The organism is Leclercia sp. GLN_9 (genome assembly GCF_043105735.1).
Taxonomy (GTDB): domain Bacteria; phylum Pseudomonadota; class Gammaproteobacteria; order Enterobacterales; family Enterobacteriaceae; genus Enterobacter; species Enterobacter adecarboxylatus.
Map to the genome: position 1 here is coordinate 29,818 of NZ_JBICLV010000038.1, position 18,910 is coordinate 48,727.

15 protein-coding genes are annotated in these 18,910 nt (G+C 55.8%); 13 read left to right on the plus strand and 2 right to left on the minus strand.

The window, feature by feature from the left end; all coding sequences use genetic code 11:
* Positions 1–245: 245 nt before the first annotated feature.
* On the minus strand, positions 246–1,385 hold the full coding sequence (gene queG / locus ACF8PE_RS20570; RefSeq protein WP_059308905.1) for a tRNA epoxyqueuosine(34) reductase QueG: 1,140 nt from the start codon (positions 1,383–1,385) through the stop codon (positions 246–248).
* Between queG and nnr the strand changes: the two genes are divergently transcribed.
* From nnr to rlmB, 13 genes are all read left to right on the plus strand, one after another.
* Positions 1,384–2,910 (plus strand): bifunctional ADP-dependent NAD(P)H-hydrate dehydratase/NAD(P)H-hydrate epimerase, encoded by a 1,527-nt coding sequence (gene nnr, locus ACF8PE_RS20575; RefSeq protein ID WP_103793117.1) that lies wholly within the window; start codon positions 1,384–1,386, stop codon positions 2,908–2,910. The two genes, queG and nnr, sit on opposite strands and share 2 nt — an antisense overlap.
* Positions 2,903–3,364, plus strand: a complete 462-nt coding sequence (tsaE, locus tag ACF8PE_RS20580) for a tRNA (adenosine(37)-N6)-threonylcarbamoyltransferase complex ATPase subunit type 1 TsaE (RefSeq protein WP_032616175.1) — start codon at positions 2,903–2,905, stop codon at positions 3,362–3,364. The genes nnr and tsaE overlap by 8 nt, the downstream gene beginning before the upstream one ends.
* A gap of 16 nt (positions 3,365–3,380) precedes the next feature.
* Positions 3,381–4,715 carry an N-acetylmuramoyl-L-alanine amidase AmiB gene (amiB, locus tag ACF8PE_RS20585; protein ID WP_032616176.1) on the plus strand — a complete coding sequence of 445 codons (1,335 nt, stop codon included), beginning with the start codon at positions 3,381–3,383 and terminating at the stop codon, positions 4,713–4,715.
* A 9-nt stretch (positions 4,716–4,724) separates the two neighbouring features.
* Positions 4,725–6,572: a DNA mismatch repair endonuclease MutL gene (mutL, locus tag ACF8PE_RS20590; protein ID WP_032616177.1), complete on the plus strand. Its 1,848-nt coding sequence runs from the start codon at positions 4,725–4,727 to the stop codon at positions 6,570–6,572.
* On the plus strand, positions 6,565–7,515 hold the full coding sequence (gene miaA, locus ACF8PE_RS20595) for a tRNA (adenosine(37)-N6)-dimethylallyltransferase MiaA (protein ID WP_032616178.1): 951 nt from the start codon (positions 6,565–6,567) through the stop codon (positions 7,513–7,515). The genes mutL and miaA overlap by 8 nt, the downstream gene beginning before the upstream one ends.
* Before the next feature lie 85 nt (positions 7,516–7,600).
* A complete protein-coding gene (gene hfq, locus ACF8PE_RS20600; protein ID WP_032616179.1) occupies positions 7,601–7,909 on the plus strand; it encodes an RNA chaperone Hfq in 309 nt (102 codons plus the stop codon).
* Between the two features lie 76 nt (positions 7,910–7,985).
* Positions 7,986–9,266: a ribosome rescue GTPase HflX gene (gene hflX, locus ACF8PE_RS20605; protein ID WP_032616180.1), complete on the plus strand. Its 1,281-nt coding sequence runs from the start codon at positions 7,986–7,988 to the stop codon at positions 9,264–9,266.
* Positions 9,267–9,382: 116 nt separating this feature from the next.
* Entirely contained in the window at positions 9,383–10,639 is a 1,257-nt protein-coding gene (gene hflK, locus ACF8PE_RS20610) for an FtsH protease activity modulator HflK (RefSeq protein WP_032616181.1), read from the plus strand.
* A gap of 2 nt (positions 10,640–10,641) precedes the next feature.
* Positions 10,642–11,643, plus strand: coding sequence for a protease modulator HflC (gene hflC / locus ACF8PE_RS20615; RefSeq protein WP_032616182.1), 1,002 nt, complete (start codon positions 10,642–10,644; stop codon positions 11,641–11,643).
* Between the two features lie 266 nt (positions 11,644–11,909).
* On the plus strand, positions 11,910–13,208 hold the full coding sequence (gene purA / locus ACF8PE_RS20620) for an adenylosuccinate synthase (protein ID WP_032616183.1): 1,299 nt from the start codon (positions 11,910–11,912) through the stop codon (positions 13,206–13,208).
* 201 nt (positions 13,209–13,409) lie between these two features.
* On the plus strand, positions 13,410–13,835 hold the full coding sequence (nsrR, locus tag ACF8PE_RS20625; protein ID WP_032616184.1) for a nitric oxide-sensing transcriptional repressor NsrR: 426 nt from the start codon (positions 13,410–13,412) through the stop codon (positions 13,833–13,835).
* Positions 13,836–13,873: 38 nt separating this feature from the next.
* Complete coding sequence (gene rnr / locus ACF8PE_RS20630) at positions 13,874–16,315, plus strand: ribonuclease R (RefSeq protein ID WP_032616185.1); 2,442 nt, start codon at positions 13,874–13,876, stop codon at positions 16,313–16,315.
* 285 nt (positions 16,316–16,600) lie between these two features.
* Complete coding sequence (rlmB, locus tag ACF8PE_RS20635; RefSeq protein ID WP_032616186.1) at positions 16,601–17,335, plus strand: 23S rRNA (guanosine(2251)-2'-O)-methyltransferase RlmB; 735 nt, start codon at positions 16,601–16,603, stop codon at positions 17,333–17,335.
* Positions 17,336–17,458: 123 nt separating this feature from the next.
* On the opposite strand, the gene ACF8PE_RS20640 is transcribed toward rlmB, so the two are convergent.
* Complete coding sequence (locus tag ACF8PE_RS20640; RefSeq protein WP_077227715.1) at positions 17,459–18,748, minus strand: MFS transporter; 1,290 nt, start codon at positions 18,746–18,748, stop codon at positions 17,459–17,461.
* Positions 18,749–18,910: the final 162 nt, after the last annotated feature.

Genomic DNA, 18,910 nt, shown 5'->3' on the forward strand with positions numbered 1-18,910 from the left:
CACCGCAGCAAGCCCCGCCGGGGATGACTTGTTTCATTTCTGACAAACTCTTCTTAACAGACTTATCCACAGCTTTGTTAATTTTCTGCGAATAGCCAAATACTTCGCCTGATGAATAGTAACTTTATAATTTATTGAAAATTATAGAGAAAATATCATTTCAAAATGTTAAGCCGATCACTTGACCAATAGCCTGGCCCAGATGGTTTCTGGCTTTTAAATTTTATTCACAGGCTGTGGAAACATCATGCATCCCGCGGCAGCCCTTTTTCGACCACCCGGACCAGCCTGTTTTTCTGCGGTAATTGCACCTCTACGGCACAGGCGTTTCGCCTGGCGATTTGCTGCGCAACCGCCCATTCTATGTGTTCATCAAGAAGTGGGTGCTCACCTCGGCGACTTTCCAGAGCCTGAATATTGGCTTCATCCCAGGGAGCATTTCCCAGCGCGACGGCGATATTACGCAGCCAGCGCAAGTGCCCGATACGGCGAATAGCCGATCCCTCCGTTACCTTTAAAAACCAGGCTTCACTCCAGCCAAACAGCTCAATGAGCGGCGGAGCGTGCAGGGCCTTGCGCGGACTGAAGTCGTCCTCTTCCGTTAACTGTGAATAACGGTTCCACGGGCAGATCAGCTGGCAGTCATCGCAGCCATAAATGCGATTGCCGATTAACGGCCTAAACTCTTCCGGGATCGCCCCTTCAAGTTCAATGGTCAGATAGGAGATGCAGCGGCGGGCATCGACGGTGTAAGGCTCTACGATGGCGCCGGTAGGGCAGATAGTCATGCAGGCGACACAGCGCCCACAGCCATCTTCAACCGGCTTATCCACCGGCAGGGGGAGATCAATCAGTAGCTCGCCCAGGAAGAAAAAGGAACCGGCGTCGCGGCTGAGGATAAGTGAGTGCTTACCTGTCCAGCCAAGTCCCGCTTTTTCAGCCAGGGGCCGCTCAAGAACAGGCGCGGAATCGACAAAGGGTCTAAAATTCAGCGTGGCGCATTGCTGCTGGATCATTTCCCCCAGCTTTTTGAGCCGGTTACGCAACAATTTATGATAATCACGCCCCAGGGCATAACGGCTGACGTATCCCAGCGTGGGGTCTTTTAGCGTGCTGGCAAAAGCGGCCCGGGCGGGAAGGTAGTTCATCCGCACACTGATCACGCGCAGCGTTCCCGGCAGCAGTTCATGCGGGCGGGCGCGCATCATGCCGTGACGCGCCATCCACTCCATCTCGCCGTGGTATTGATTATCCAGCCATGCCTGGAGTTTTGGCTCACTGGCAGAGAGATCGGTATCGGTGATACCCACGTGTTGAAAACCAAGCTCAGCGCCCCACTGTTTAATGTTTTGCGCTAACTGATTGAGATCGAGGGGCTGTGACATGACGGACCATACTGTGAAGAAAAACCCCGCAAGTATACCACATTCTGTCTGGCCGGCGGAGGCGCTACGTCGCGTCGAACAAGAGGCTGCAGACAGCATTGGTATGACGCTTTATGAACTGATGCAGCGCGCGGGTGAGGCAGCGTTTGCCGTTGCCCGCAGGGCGTATCCGCAGGCCAGACACTGGCTGATCCTGTGTGGCCATGGCAACAACGGTGGCGATGGTTATGTCGTCGCACGCCTGGCGCTGGCCGCCGGTATAACCGTGACGCTGTTGGCGCAGGAGAGCGACAAACCGCTTCCCGAAGAGGCTGCAAAAGCGCGGGAAACCTGGCTGGAGGCGGCGGGGGTGATCCATGCTGCAGATACGGCCTGGCCCGAAGAGGTCGATCTGATCGTCGACGGCCTGCTGGGAACGGGGTTACGTAGTGCGCCACGTAATGAGATTGCCAGATTAATCGCGCACGCTAACCACCACCCGGCCTCCATCGTTGCGCTGGATGTGCCCTCCGGGCTGAACGCCCAGACGGGCACCACGCCCGGCGACGTCATTCACGCTAACCATACGGTGACCTTTGTTGCCCTCAAGCCCGGCCTGTTGACCGGGAAAGCGCGTGATGTCGTCGGGGAACTGCACCATAACGCCCTCGGGCTGGAAGGCTGGCTTGCCGGACAAGAGACGCCCATCAGCCGCTTTGATGCTTCGCAACTGGCGCAATGGCTACCTCCGCGTCGTCCTACCTCCCATAAGGGCGATCACGGCCGACTGGTGATCATCGGCGGCGATCACGGCACCGCAGGGGCTATCCGCATGACCGGCGAAGCGGCGCTGCGAACGGGGGCAGGGCTGGTGCGCGTTCTGACCCGCCGCGAAAATATTGCCCCGATCGTCACCGCCCGGCCTGAGCTGATGGTACACGAACTGACCGCTGAGGCGCTGGACGACAGCCTGCAGTGGGCCGATGTGGTCGTAATTGGCCCCGGTCTGGGACAAGCGTCCTGGGGTAAAGAGGCGTTACGCAAGGTCGAGAACTTTCGGCACGCCATGCTTTGGGACGCTGACGCGCTGAACCTTCTGGCAATCAACCCGGATAAACGTCACAATCGCATCCTGACGCCGCACCCCGGCGAGGCCGCGCGTCTGCTTAACTGCAGCGTTGCAGAAATTGAAAGCGATCGCTTACATTCTGCCCAGCGTCTGGTAAAACGTTACGGTGGTGTGGTAGTGCTGAAAGGCGCTGGCACCGTCGTCGCCAGTGAAAGCGGAATGTCAGGTATTATTGATGCCGGCAATGCGGGCATGGCGAGCGGCGGTATGGGCGATGTGCTTTCCGGTATTATCGGGGCGTTGCTCGGACAGAAACTGGCGCTTTATGATGCTGCCTGCGCAGGCTGCGTCGTGCATGGTGCAGCCGCCGATCGGCTGGCTGACCAGTACGGTACGCGCGGCATGCTGGCAACCGATCTTTTTGACACGCTACGGCGTGTTGTTAACCCGGAAATAATTGACGTAGAAAATGATTAATCGAGTGATCCCTTTACCCGACGAACAGGCAACTTTAGATCTCGGCCAGCGCGTGGCGCAGGCCTGCAAGGGCGCAACCGTCATTTATCTGTATGGCGACCTTGGCGCGGGTAAAACCACCTTTAGCCGGGGCTTCTTACAGGCGCTGGGACATCAGGGAAACGTGAAAAGCCCGACCTATACGCTGGTGGAGCCGTACACCCTGGATAACCTGATGGTGTACCACTTCGATCTCTATCGCCTTGCCGATCCTGAAGAGCTGGAATTTATGGGGATCCGTGACTATTTCGCCAACGATGCCATTTGCCTGGTAGAGTGGCCGCAGCAGGGTACGGGCGTCTTGCCTGACCCGGATGTTGAAATTCACCTGGAGTATCAGGCGCAAGGGCGTGAAGCCCGCGTCACTGCTGTCTCCGCATCAGGTCACTCCATACTGGCGCGGTTGGCCGGTTAAAAGAAGAGATAACGGGATGATTAATCGCGTTAAAAGTTGGTTGATGGCTGCAACGGTGCTGTTTTGTGCCCAGACCGGGGCAGCAACGTTGTCCGATATTCAGGTGTCCAACGGCGACAATCAGGCCCGGATCACCTTCAGCTTTATGGGCGATCCTGAGTATGCTTTTTCGCAGGACGATAAGCGCAGCGTCGCACTGGATATCAAACAGACCGGTGTTATCAAAGGGTTGCCGCTGCAGTTCAGCGGCAATAACCTGGTGCATAGCATTCGTTCCGGTACGCCGAAAGACAATCAGTCCTTGCGTCTGGTGGTCGATTTAACGCAAAACGGCAAGACCCGGGCGGTGAAGCAACAGAACGGCGCGAACTACATGGTGATTTTTACCATCAACGCCGATGCACCGCCGCCGCCTCCACCACCACCGGTAGTGGCAAAGCGGGTGGAAGCGCCTGTGGTTGCACCGCGTCCTTCAGAGCCAGCCCGCAATCCGTTTAAATCCGGCAGCGATCGTATTACCAGCGTCACCAGCAGCAATACCGTGACCCGTCCGGCCGTCCAGGCGCGCCAGACAAACGGCGATAAGGTTATCATTGCGATTGATGCAGGACACGGTGGCGATGATCCTGGCGCTATCGGACCGGGCGGCACGCGTGAGAAGAACGTGACTATCGCCATTGCCCGTAAGCTGCGAACCCTGCTGAACAACGACCCGATGTTTAAAGGTGTATTAACCCGTGACGGCGATTATTTTATCTCGGTCATGGGCCGTTCTGACGTGGCGCGTCAGCAGAACGCTAATTTCCTCGTTTCTGTGCATGCCGATGCGGCTCCCAACCGCAGCGCGACGGGGGCATCCGTATGGGTGCTTTCCAACCGTCGTGCTAACAGTGAAATGGCAAACTGGCTTGAGGAACATGAAAAGCAATCCGAGCTGTTGGGCGGGGCAGGTGACGTGCTGGCGAACAGCCAGTCGGATCCCTACCTGAGCCAGGCGGTACTGGATTTACAGTTCGGCCATTCCCAGCGTGTCGGGTATGATGTAGCGACTAACGTCCTGAATCAGCTGCAAAGTGTGGGTTCCCTGCATAAGCGCCGCCCGGAACATGCCAGCCTGGGCGTGCTGCGTTCGCCGGATATCCCGTCCATTCTGGTCGAAACTGGCTTTATCAGTAATAACGGTGAAGAGCGACTGCTGGGCAGCGATAACTACCAGCAGCAGATTGCCGAAGCGATTTATAAAGGCCTGCGTAACTATTTTGATACGCATCCGCTCCAGTCTGCACCGCAGGGTGGCGCGGCGCAGACAGCCAGCGCCGTATTACCGGGCGAGTCGACCTCGACCAACTAAGGAGATTTCATGCCGATTCAGGTTCTGCCGCCGCAGCTTGCGAACCAAATCGCCGCCGGTGAGGTGGTAGAACGCCCTGCGTCGGTCGTGAAAGAGCTGGTGGAAAACAGTCTCGATGCGGGTGCGACCCGCATCGATATTGATATTGAGCGCGGCGGCGCGAAACTCATCCGTATTCGTGATAACGGCTGCGGCATCAAAAAAGAGGAGCTGGCGTTAGCGCTGGCCCGTCATGCAACCAGCAAAATCGCCTCCCTTGACGATCTCGAAGCCATCATCAGCCTCGGTTTTCGCGGCGAAGCGTTGGCGAGTATCAGCTCTGTCTCCCGCTTAACGCTCACTTCCCGCACGGCAGAGCAGCCGGAAGCCTGGCAGGCTTACGCCGAAGGCCGGGATATGGACGTGACGGTTAAACCCGCCGCGCACCCGGTGGGCACCACGCTGGAAGTGCTGGATCTGTTCTACAACACCCCCGCGCGGCGCAAATTTATGCGCACCGAGAAAACCGAATTCGGCCATATCGACGAGATTATTCGCCGCATCGCGCTGGCGCGTTTCGATGTCACCATCAATTTGAGTCATAACGGCAAGATGATGCGCCAGTACCGCGCCGTGGCGCAGGGCGGGCAAAAAGAGCGCCGACTGGGTGCCATCTGCGGTACGCCCTTCCTTGAACAGGCGCTGGCGATTGAGTGGCAGCATGGCGATTTGACCCTGCGCGGCTGGGTGGCGGATCCGAAAGCGAGCAGCGCGGCATTTGCTGAGATCCAGTATTGCTACGTGAACGGGCGCATGATGCGTGACCGCCTGATCAATCATGCGATCCGCCAGGCGTGCGAGGATAAACTCGGTGCCGGAGAGCAGCCCGCTTTTGTGCTCTATCTGGAGATCGACCCGCATCAGGTGGACGTTAACGTTCATCCGGCCAAACATGAAGTGCGTTTTCATCAGTCACGGCTGGTGCATGACTTTATCTACCAGGGCGTGTTGAGCGTGTTACAGCAGCAGGCCGATCCGACCCTGCCGTTGACTGATGTGGCACCTGCGCCGCGTCCTATCCCGGAAAACCGCGTAGCGGCGGGTAAAAACCAGTTTGCAGAACCGGCTGTCGCACGTGAACCGGCCGCGCCGCGCTTTGCATCCAGCGGATCGGCCCCGCGAGCATCGGGTGCCAGCTACCCCCATGCCCAGCCGGGTTACCAAAAGCAGGCGGGCGCGGTCTATCGCACATTGCTTGATACCCCAGCTCCCGCACATAAAGCAGAAGATAGCGCGCCCGCGGCCCCTACGCTGGCGGGGCATAGCCAGAGTTTTGGTCGGGTGCTGACCATCGTAGCGCCGGATACTGCCCTGCTGGAGCGTGACGGCCAGCTGGCGCTGTTGTCCCTACCGGTCGCCGAACGCTGGTTAAAGCAGGCGCAGCTTGCCCCCGGGCCGCATCAGGCCTGCGCCCAGCCGCTGCTGATCCCGGTGCGGATAAAAATCTCGGCGCAAGAGACGCAGGTCATCCAGCGTTATCAAACGGCGCTGGCTGAAATGGGCATCCAGATGGTGACCGAAGCGCACCATGTCACGCTTCGGGCCGTGCCTTTACCCTTACGCCAACAAAATTTACAAAACTTGATTCCTGAACTGATAGGCTACCTGGCGCAACAAACGACGTTTGATGCCGCCAACACCGCGCAGTGGATCGCTCGCCAACTGGCCAGCGAACATTCGACGTGGAGTATGGCGCAGGCGATCACGGTGCTGGCTGAGGTCGAACGCCTCTGCCCGCAGCTGGTGAAAGCGCCGCCGGGTGGTTTATTACAACCTGTAGATCTACATTCGGCGATGAACGCCCTGAAAAATGAGTGACTTGAGTAATACCAGCCTGCCTAAGGCGATATTTTTGATGGGGCCAACGGCCTCCGGCAAAACAGCGTTAGCCATTGAGTTACGTAAAGTTTTGCCAGTAGAGTTGATTAGCGTTGATTCCGCCCTTATTTATCAGGGGATGGATATCGGTACAGCAAAGCCGAACGCAGACGAATTACGCGCCGCGCCGCACCGATTACTGGATATCCTTGACCCGGCGCAGGCGTATTCGGCGGCAGATTTTCGTCGCGATGCGCTGGCGCAGATGGCAGAGATCAGTGCGGCAGGTCGTATCCCCCTGTTAGTGGGTGGAACCATGCTCTATTTCAAAGCCTTACTGGAAGGGTTATCGCCATTGCCATCGGCAGATCCTGAAGTAAGAGCAAAAATTGAGCAACAGGCGGCAGAGCAGGGATGGGGTGCGTTGCATGAACAACTGGCTGAAATCGATCCGGTTGCCGCAGCACGTATTCATCCAAATGATCCGCAAAGGCTTTCCCGGGCACTGGAAGTTTTTTTCATTTCGGGTAAAACTTTAACGGAACTGACGCAAACGTCAGGAGAGGCTCTGCCGTATCAGGTGCATCAGTTCGCCATCGCCCCGGCGAGCCGTGAACTGCTCCATCAACGAATTGAGCAGCGTTTTCATCAGATGTTAGCTTCAGATTTTGAAGCAGAAGTGCGGGCGCTATTTGCCCGTGGAGATTTGCATACGGATATGCCTTCCATTCGTTGTGTGGGTTATCGCCAGATGTGGTCATACATTGAAGGTGAAATATCACATGATGAAATGGTTTATCGAGGTATTTGCGCCACGAGACAGTTAGCGAAACGCCAGATGACCTGGTTGCGCGGTTGGGACGGTATTCACTGGTTAGACAGTGAGAAACCGCAGCAGGCGCTACAAGATGTGTTACAGGTTGTTGGTGATATCGCAGACTGAATGTGTACAATTAAGCCGTATCGTGCGCAATTTTTCAGAATCGCAAGGTTCTAAGTACAAAACAAGCATATAAGGAAAAGATAGAATGGCTAAGGGGCAATCTTTACAAGATCCGTTCTTGAACGCACTGCGTCGTGAACGTGTTCCAGTTTCTATTTATTTGGTGAATGGTATTAAGCTGCAAGGTCAAATTGAGTCTTTCGATCAGTTCGTGATCCTGTTGAAAAACACGGTCAGCCAGATGGTCTACAAGCACGCGATTTCTACTGTTGTTCCGTCTCGCCCGGTATCTCATCACAGCAATAACGCTGGCGGCGGTTCCAGTAACTACCATCATGGCAGCAACGCACAGGGCTCTTCTGCGCCTGCGCAGGACAGCGAAGAAACCGAATAAGGTTACTGGCTGTTATTTCCATATCGGGGAGCCAGGTTTCTGCGTTCCCCGCTGATCTTTTTAGAGAGGTTTACGCTTGTTTGACCGTTATGATGCCGGTGAGCAGGCGGTGCTGGTACACATCTATTTTTCGCAAGACAAAGATATGGAAGATCTCCAGGAGTTTGAATCTCTGGTCTCTTCCGCCGGTGTCGAAGCAATGCAGGTGATTACCGGTAGCCGTAAAGCGCCGCACCCAAAGTATTTTGTTGGTGAAGGTAAAGCAGTAGAGATTGCGGATGCCGTTAAAGCGACTGGCGCATCAGTCGTGCTTTTTGATCACGCCCTGACACCGGCCCAGGAACGCAACCTGGAACGTCTGTGCGAATGTCGTGTTATCGATCGAACGGGTTTGATTTTAGACATTTTTGCTCAACGTGCGCGTACTCATGAAGGGAAGCTGCAGGTTGAGCTGGCGCAGTTGCGCCATCTGGCAACGCGCCTGGTGCGCGGCTGGACACACCTTGAAAGACAGAAAGGCGGGATTGGTTTGCGTGGCCCGGGTGAAACCCAGCTCGAAACCGACCGTCGCTTGCTGCGTGGCCGTATAATGCAAATCCTCTCACGGTTGGAAAAAGTTGAGAAACAACGTGAGCAAGGGCGCCGCTCCCGACAGAAAGCAGACATTCCGACGGTGTCGCTGGTCGGTTATACCAACGCCGGTAAATCCACCCTGTTTAACCAGATCACTGAGGCCCAGGTTTACGCCGCAGACCAGCTGTTTGCGACCCTGGATCCGACGCTGCGCCGCATTGATGTAACGGATGTCGGTGAAACCGTGCTGGCGGATACCGTTGGGTTTATCCGCCATTTGCCGCACGATCTGGTGGCTGCGTTTAAAGCCACCTTGCAGGAGACCCGTCAGGCGACGTTGCTGCTGCACGTGATTGACGCTGCGGATGTACGTCTGCAGGAAAACATTGACGCAGTGAATATCGTGCTGGAAGAGATTGATGCGCACGAGATCCCAACGCTGCTGGTGATGAACAAGATCGATATGCTGGACGGTTTCGAACCGCGTATCGACAGAAATGAAGAGAACATACCGATTCGGGTCTGGCTTTCTGCCCAGACCGGTGTCGGTGTACCACTGCTTTTCCAGGCCTTAACAGAACGTCTTTCCGGTGAAGTGGCCCAGCACACGCTGCGTCTACCGCCCGAGGAAGGCCGACTGCGCAGCCGTTTTTATCAGCTTCAGGCGATAGAAAAAGAGTGGATGGAGGATGACGGCAGCGTGGGGTTGCAAGTGCGTATGCCGATCGTTGACTGGCGTCGCCTCTGTAAACAAGAACCTGCGCTGGTCGACTACGTCGTCTGACCGGAAAGGAGATGCCTGAAGGTTTTTGCCCTTTGGGATACCCCAATCGCCATGGATGCTCCGGCATACCAGGCCTTTGAAGGTATATCACCGCATAACAAATATGGAGCACATACATGGCGTGGAATCAGCCCGGTAATAACGGACAAGACCGCGACCCGTGGGGGAGCAGCAATAATCAAGGCGGCAACTCCGGGGGAAATGGCAACAAAGGTGGTCGCGAGCAGGGGCCACCCGATCTGGATGATATCTTCCGCAAGCTGAGTAAAAAGCTGGGCGGTCTTGGCGGTGGTAAAGGCACTGGCGGCGGTACTGGCCAGGGGCCGCGTCCTCATATGGGCGGTCGCGTAGTGACTATTGTTGCGGCTGCAGCGGTAATTATCTGGGCTGCCAGCGGGTTCTACACCATCAAAGAAGCCGAGCGCGGTGTTGTCACTCGTTTCGGTAAGTTCAGCCATCTGGTTGAGCCAGGTCTGAACTGGAAGCCAACCTTTATCGATGACGTTAAGGCGGTAAACGTTGAATCGGTGCGTGAGCTGGCGGCATCCGGTGTGATGCTGACGTCTGACGAAAACGTGGTGCGCGTTGAGATGAACGTGCAGTACCGCGTAACCGATCCACAGCACTATCTGTTTAGCGTGACCAGTGCAGATGACAGCCTGCGTCAGGCTACCGACAGCGCCCTGCGCGGCGTGATCGGCAAATACACCATGGACCGTATTCTGACCGAAGGTCGTACCGTTATTCGTAGCGATACCCAGCGCGAGCTGGAAGAGACCATTCGTCCGTACAACATGGGTATCACCCTGCTGGACGTCAACTTCCAGGCTGCTCGTCCGCCGGAAGAAGTGAAAGCAGCGTTTGACGATGCGATTGCTGCCCGTGAAAACGAACAGCAGTATATCCGTGAAGCGGAAGCATACATCAACGAAGTCCAGCCACGTGCAAACGGTCAGGCACAGCGTATCCTCGAAGAAGCGCGCGCCTATAAGACTCAGACTATCCTCGAAGCTCAGGGTGAAGTGGCGCGTTTCGCGAAACTGCTGCCTGAATATAAAGCCGCACCGGAAATTACCCGCGAGCGTCTCTATATCGAGACCATGGAGAAAGTGCTGAGCCATACCCGTAAGGTACTGGTGAATGACAGCAAAAATGGCAACCTGATGGTTCTGCCACTGGACCAGATGCTGAAAGGCGCAAACGCCACTGGCGCGAAGAACGACACCAGCGGAGCGAATAACCTGCTGCGTCTGCCACCTGCGTCAACAGGCAACTCCAGCGCAAATACCACCTCTTCTTCAAACGATGGTGACATCATGGACCAACGCCGCGCCAACGCGCAGCGTAACGACTACCAGCGTCAGGGGGAATAACGATGCGTAAGTCAGTTATTGCGATCATCATCATCGTGCTGGTCGTGCTTTATACCTCTATTTTTGTCGTCAAAGAGGGCGAGCGCGGAATTACCCTGCGTTTTGGCAAAGTCCTGCGTGACAGCGAAAACAAACCGCTGGTTTACGAGCCGGGTCTGCACTTTAAGATCCCGATGATCGAATCGGTTAAAACCCTGGATGCCCGTATCCAGACTATGGATAACCAGGCCGATCGCTTTGTGACCAAAGAGAAGAAAGACCTGATTGTCGACTCGTACATCAAGTGGCGTATCAGTGATTTCAGCCGTTACTACCTGGCAACCGGCGGCGGCGACGTCTCCCAGGCCGAAGTGCTGCTGAAACGTAAGTTCTCTGACCGTCTGCGTTCTGAAATTGGTCGTCTGGATGTAAAAGACATCGTGACCGACTCCCGTGGTCGTCTGACCCTGGAAGTGCGCGATGCTCTGAACTCCGGCTCTGCTGGCACCGAAGATGAAGTGACCACGCCAGCGGCTGACGATGCGATCGCCAAAGCGGCTGAACGTGTTCAGGCTGAGACCAACGGCAAAGTGCCGGTAATCAACCCGAACAGTATGGCTGCATTAGGTATCGAAGTGGTTGACGTGCGTATCAAGCAGATCAACCTGCCGACCGAAGTGTCCGAAGCGATTTACAACCGTATGCGCGCTGAGCGTGAAGCGGTAGCCCGTCGCCATCGTTCACAGGGTCAGGAAGAGGCTGAAAAGCTGCGCGCAACCGCAGACTATGAAGTGACCAAAACGCTGGCAGAAGCTGAGCGTCAGGGTCGTATCCAGCGTGGTGAAGGCGATGCCGAAGCCGCTAAACTGTTCGCGGATGCGTTCAGTCAGGATCCAGACTTCTATGCCTTTATTCGTAGCCTGCGTGCATACGAAAGCAGCTTCCAGAGCAATCAGGATGTGATGGTACTCAGCCCGGATAGCGATTTCTTCCGCTACATGAAGTCTCCGACTGCTGGCCGCTGATTTTCACCGTCTGAATACGAAAATGGCGTCTCTTTGAGGCGCCATTTTTTTATCCGTACTCAACCAACAGGTGTTTTCCATCAGGCTACATTTTTGTCTATCCGGCTCTTCTTGTGATGAAAACAAGCGTGCCACACAAGATATTGAGGTAATCGTTTAACTGAACATGAACCCGGCAATTTCGGCGAAATTTGTATACAAAAAAAGCTGAACATCATCAAAACCGATGGTAGAATCCATTTTTAAGCAATCGGTGATTTTGAAAAATGGGTAACAACGTCGTCGTACTGGGCACCCAATGGGGTGACGAAGGTAAAGGGAAGATCGTCGATCTTCTGACTGAACGTGCTAAATTTGTTGTACGTTATCAGGGTGGTCACAACGCGGGCCATACTCTCGTAATCAACGGTGAAAAAACCGTCCTCCATCTTATTCCATCAGGCATTCTTCGTGACAATGTGACCAGCATCATCGGTAACGGTGTTGTGCTGTCTCCTGCTGCGCTGATGAAAGAGATGAAAGGCCTGGAAGACCGTGGCATCCCGGTTCGCGAACGTCTGCTGCTCTCTGAAGCCTGTCCGCTGATCCTCGACTACCACGTTGCGCTGGATCTGGCACGTGAAAAAGCGCGTGGCGCGAAAGCGATCGGTACTACCGGTCGTGGTATTGGCCCGGCTTACGAAGATAAAGTTGCACGTCGCGGTCTGCGCGTAGGCGACCTGTTCGACAAAGCTACCTTTGCTGAAAAACTGAAAGAAGTGATGGAATATCACAACTTCCAGCTGGTGAATTTCTACAAAGTTGACGCGGTTGACTACCAGAAAGTGCTGGACGATGTGATGGCCGTTGCCGACATCCTGACCGGTATGGTTGTTGATGTGTCCGATCTGCTGGACCAGGCGCGTCAGCGTGGCGATTTCGTCATGTTCGAAGGTGCGCAGGGTACGCTGCTGGATATCGACCACGGTACCTATCCGTACGTAACCTCCTCTAACACCACCGCGGGTGGCGTGGCGACCGGCTCTGGCCTGGGTCCACGTTATGTGGATTACGTTCTGGGTATCATCAAAGCTTACTCCACTCGCGTGGGTGCAGGTCCATTCCCGACCGAACTGTTTGATGACATCGGTGAGTTCCTCTGCAAGCAGGGTAACGAGTTTGGCGCGACCACTGGTCGTCGTCGTCGTACCGGCTGGCTGGATGCGGTTGCTGTGCGCCGTGCAGTGCAGATCAACTCCCTGTCTGGCTTCTGCCTGACCAAACTGGACGTCCTGGACGGCCTGAAAGAAGTGAAAATCTGTGTTGCCTACCGTATGCCGGATGGCCGCGAAGTGACCACCACTCCGCTGGCTGCTGACGACTGGCAGGGCATCGAGCCGATCTACGAAACCATGCCAGGCTGGTCTGAAACCACCTTCGGCGTGAAAGAGCGTAGCGGTCTGCCACAGGCGGCTCTGAATTACATTCAGCGTATCGAAGAGCTGACCGGTGTGCCGATTGACATTATCTCTACCGGCCCGGACCGTTCTGAAACCATGATCCTGCGCGACCCGTTCGACGCATAATCGTGGTTTTGCCCGGCGGCGCTGCGCTTGCCGGGCTGACAAAACGCAATGTAGGCCGGAAAGCCATGCGCATCCGGCTTTTTCTTTCTCCTTCCCTCCTTTCAGTCCAAATAAATTCGCCGTTAACTATCTGGCTGGTTTATCATCATTAATGAATATCTCTGCGGATATACCGCGATTTACCCTTTTCCTGAGGTTGATGTGCAGTTAACAAGTTTCACCGATTACGGATTACGTGCGCTGATCTACATGGCGTCGTTACCCGCTGGACAGATGACCAGTATCTCTGAGGTGACAGAGGTGTACGGCGTGTCCCGTAATCATATGGTCAAAATAATCAATCAACTTAGCCGTGCTGGATATGTTGCTGCCGTCCGCGGGAAAAATGGCGGCATCCGCCTCGGTAAACCGGCACAGAGTATTCGTGTTGGCGATGTGGTACGTGAACTGGAGCCATTGTCTCTGGTGAACTGCAGCAGCGCGTTCTGCCACATTACCCCTGCCTGTCGTCTGAAACAGGCGCTTTCAAAGGCCGTGCAAAGTTTTCTCATGGAGCTGGATAACTACACGCTGGCCGATTTGGTTGAAGAGAATCAACCGCTGTATAAATTATTGCTGGTGGAATGAAGAAAACTTCCACCGGAGATGACAACGGAGGAACCGCTATGTCACAAGATCCTTTCCAGGAACGCGAAGCTGAAAAATACGCTAATCCTATCCCAAGCCGTGAGTTCATCATTGAACACTTAACTAAACGCGAAAAACCCGCTAACCGTGAAGAACTTGCCGTTGAATTAAACATTGAAGGCGAAGAGCAGATTGAAGCCCTTCGCCGTCGTCTGCGTGCGATGGAGCGCGATGGACAACTGGTCTTTACCCGCCGTCAGTGCTATGCCCTGCCAGAACGTCTCGACTTGCTGAAAGGCATCGTGATTGGCCACCGAGATGGTTTTGGCTTCCTGCGCGTCGAAGGCCGCAAGGACGACCTATATCTCTCCTCTGAACAGATGAAGATGTGCATCCATGGCGACCAGATCCTGGCCCAGCCGCTGGGTGCCGATCGTAAAGGTCGTCGTGAGGCGCGCGTGGTGCGTGTCCTGGTGCCGAAAACCAGCCAGATCGTGGGTCGCTACTTCACCGACGCTGGCGTCGGTTTCGTGGTGCCGGACGACAGCCGCCTGAGCTTTGATATCCTTATTCCACCGGAAGAGGTGATGGGCGCGCGGATGGGCTTTGTGGTGGTCGTTGAACTGACCCAGCGCCCAACCCGTCGCACCAAAGCGATCGGTAAGATTGTTGAAGTGCTGGGCGATAACATGGGCACCGGCATGGCCGTGGATATGGCGCTGCGCACCCACGAAATCCCCTACGTCTGGCCAAAAGCGGTTGAAGAGCAGATTGAAGGCCTGAAAGAGCAGGTGCCGGAGTCGGCAAAAGAAGGCCGCGTGGATCTGCGCAACCTGCCGCTGGTCACCATCGATGGCGAAGATGCCCGTGACTTTGATGACGCCGTCTACTGCGAGAAAAAACGTGGCGGCGGCTGGCGGCTGTGGGTGGCGATTGCGGATGTAAGCTATTACGTTCGCACAGGTACGCCGCTGGATGGTGAAGCGCGCAACCGTGGCACCTCGGTATACTTCCCGTCCCAGGTCGTGCCGATGCTGCCAGAGGTGCTCTCCAACGGTTTGTGTTCACTTAACCCGCAGGTTGATCGTCTGTGCATGGTGTGTGAAATGACCATCTCCACCAAAGGGCGCTTAACGGGCTACAAATTCTATGAAGCGGTGATGAGCTCACATGCTCGCCTGACCTACACCAAAGTGTGGCACATGCTGCAGGGTGACCAGGATCTGCGTGAGCAGTATGCGCCGCTGGTGAAGCACATCGAAGAGCTGCACAACCTCTATAAAGTGCTGGATCAGGCGCGTGAAGAGCGCGGCGGCATTTCATTTGAGAGTGAAGAGGCGAAGTTCATCTTCAACGCCGAACGTCGCATCGAGCGTATTGAACAGACCCAGCGTAACGATGCACACAAGCTGATTGAAGAGTGCATGATCCTGGCGAACATCTCCGCGGCACGCTTCGTTGAGAAAGCCAAAGAGCCAGCGCTGTTCCGTATTCACGATAAACCGACCACGGAAGCCATTACCTCGTTCCGTACCGTACTGGCGGAACTGGGGCTTGAGCTGCCGGGCGGCAACAAGCCGGAGCCGCGCGATTACGCCGAATTGCTGGAATCCATTGGCGATCGCCCTGATGCAGAAATGCTGCAAACCATGCTGCTGCGTTCGATGAAGCAGGCGATTTACGATCCAGAAAACCGTGGTCACTTCGGCCTGGCATTGCAGTCTTATGCCCACTTTACCTCGCCGATCCGTCGTTACCCGGATCTTTCCCTGCACCGCGCTATTAAGTATCTGCTGGCGCAGGAGCAAGGTCATAAAGGCAACACGACGGAAACCGGTGGTTACCACTACTCCATGGAAGAGATGCTGCAACTGGGCCAGCACTGTTCCATGGCAGAACGCCGGGCAGATGAAGCAACCCGTGACGTGGCTGACTGGCTGAAGTGTGACTTCATGCTGGATCAGGTCGGCAACGTCTTCAAAGGCGTGATTGCCAGCGTCACCGGCTTTGGCTTCTTTGTCCGTCTGGATGAACTCTTTATTGATGGTCTGGTTCATGTGTCCAGCCTGGACAATGACTACTACCGGTTTGACCAGGTTGGGCAGCGTCTGATCGGTGAATCTGGCGGGCAAACCTATCGTCTGGGCGATCGGGTGGAAGTGAAGGTTGAAGCCGTCAACATGGACGAGCGTAAGATCGACTTCAGCCTGATCTCCAGCGAACGAGCGCCGCGCAACGTGGGTAAAACCGAGCGCGAGAAAGCGAAGAGAGGGGCCGCCGGTAAAACCAGCGGCAAACGTCGTCAGGCCGGGAAGAAGGTGAACTTCGAGCCGGACAGCGCGTTCCGTGGCGAGAAAAAACAGAAGCCGAAGGCCGCAAAGAAAGAAGCCAGAGCCGCGAAAAAGCCGTCAGCGAAATCTCAGAAAATCGCCGCCGCGACCAAAGCAAAGCGCGCAGCGAAGAAAAATAGCGCTGAGTAATACCTCCCTGTCACCCCTTCCAGCCGGAAGGGGTGACTCTTTTTAGCCGTAAGGCATCTCGTAACAAAATAGATATTTCCTTGCGTCCTGCCATGCCTCCACGCGCTTTTTGCTGAACGCCAGTTTGCCTGCGCACCCGGTCCCGACAGACGTTGCGTGAGCGGTGGTGAACGGCTAATGCCGACAGGAGTCGATTTGACCGGCGGGTCGGTTATAATAGGCGCAAGTGACGACATTCACGGCCCCATTTAACCCGGCGCACACCGCCTCACATGAGTACCTTTAATGAGTGAAATGATTTACGGCATCCACGCGGTGCAGGCCCTGCTGGAGCGCGCACCGGAGCGTTTTCAGGAAGTGTTTATTCTGAAAGGGCGTGAAGATAAACGCCTGATGCCGCTGATCCACGCCCTGGAAGCGCAGGGTGTGGTGATCCAGCTGGCGAACCGTCAGTATCTGGATGAAAAAAGCGAAGGCGCGGTGCACCAGGGGATCATCGCCCGCGTGAAGCCGGGCCGCCAGTACCAGGAAAACGATCTGCCGGATCTTATTGCTTCGCTGGAGAATCCGTTCTTCCTGATCCTCGACGGTGTGACCGATCCGCACAACCTCGGTGCCTGCCTGCGTAGCGCCGATGCGGCGGGTGTCCACGCGGTGATCGTGCCCCGGGACCGTTCCGCACAGCTGAACGCGACGGCCAAAAAAGTGGCCTGTGGCGCAGCGGAAAACGTGCCGTTGATCCGGGTAACTAACCTGGCACGTACCATGCGTCAACTGCAGGAAGAGAACATCTGGATCGTGGGCACGGCGGGTGAAGCTGACCATACTCTGTTCCAGAGCAAAATGACCGGCCGCATGGCGCTGGTAATGGGTGCAGAAGGCGAAGGTATGCGCCGCCTGACCCGTGAGCACTGCGACGAGCTGATCAGCATTCCGATGGCAGGCAGCGTCTCGTCCCTGAACGTCTCCGTGGCAACGGGTATCTGCCTGTTTGAAGCGGTGCGCCAGCGCGGGAAATAAGCTAAAGGCCTTCAAAGAAGGCCTTTAGTGTTTTCTCCCATAGTAAGAGGGAGAAGGTTGGGGTGAAGGCACCAGAGGGTGATCATCCGGGCCGGGTAAGCGTAATGCTACCCGGCACATACCTCACTCCTCCAGTGACCGTAAATGGTCATCCTTTCTCAGCGTCATCAGCGCCACAATACTCACCACTGCCGTCGCCATCACGTAATACGCCGGGATATCCAGATTCCCCGTCTCTTTTATCAGACCCGTAATAATTAAACCCGCACAGCCCGAGAAGATGGCATTCGACAGCGAATAGGCCAGCCCCAGCCCGGTATAACGTACTCGCGTCGGGAACATCTCCGACAGCATGGCCGGCCCTGGTCCTGCCAGCATTCCTACCAGGCCACCAGCAATCAGCACCACAATCGCTTTCACTGCCAGGGTACTGGATTCAGCCTGCAATATTTTCAGCAGCGGCAGGGCGAGGATCAGCAGCAGGACAGCGGCAATCACCATCACCGTGCGGCGTCCGATGCGGTCGCTGAGGATCCCCGACGGAATAATGGTCAGCGCAAAACCGATATTGGAGATCACTGCAATCAGCAGCGCCTGGTTAAAGCCGGTATGCAGGGCAGATTGCAGGTAGGCGGGCATGATCACCAGATAGGTATAGCCCGCAGCAGACCACACCATCACCCGGCCGATCCCCATCACAATGGCTTTCAGCGTGTCGCCGGTTTTGGCCTTCGCAACGACTGGCCTGGTTTGCTGTTTCACGAAGCTCGGCGTCTCTTCCATACTCACCCGCAGCCACAAGGCGACGGCCCCCAGCGGCAGGGCGATAAAGAACGGTATGCGCCAGCCCCAGTCATGCAGAGCTTCTGGTGTCAGCAGCGCCGACAGCAACGCCACAATGCCCGCACCGGCCAGCAGTCCCAGTGCAACGGTAAACGACTGCCATGCGCCGTACAGCCCCCGTTTGCCGCGCGGGGCGAACTCGGTCATCAGCGATACCGCGCCGCCATACTCGCCGCCCGCGAACAGCCCCTGCAGGATCCGCAGGACGGTGATAATCAGCGGGGCGGCAATGCCGATGCTGGCATACACCGGTACGAGACCGATGGCCGCGGTGGCCAGCGTCATCATCACCAGCACGATGATAAGCGTGGGCTTACGCCCGATACGATCGCCGATCCGCCCGAAGACGATGGCGCCCAACGGACGAAAGAAAAAGGCGATAGCAAAAGAGGCGTAGGTGAGGATCAGGCTGGTCAGCCCGGCCTCGCCGCTGAGCTGGAAAAAGTTTTTCGCAATCACAGTGGCCAGAAAACCGTACACCGCAAATTCGTACCATTCGATGAAATTACCAATTGAGCCAGCAATTAAAGCGCGCTTATGGGCATCCGGCGCTCGTTGAGGGGTTTGCATCGTTATTCTCTCCATGAGGGTAGGAATAAATTATTCACCATAAAAGCTATTTGGAAATTTATTATTCGCGCAATCTGTGACCAGATTCACGCTTACGGAGGGCGAAATTTTGCGCCCGCTCCCGTGCAGCGTCTGCCTGGCCTGTCCATAATTACGTCATTG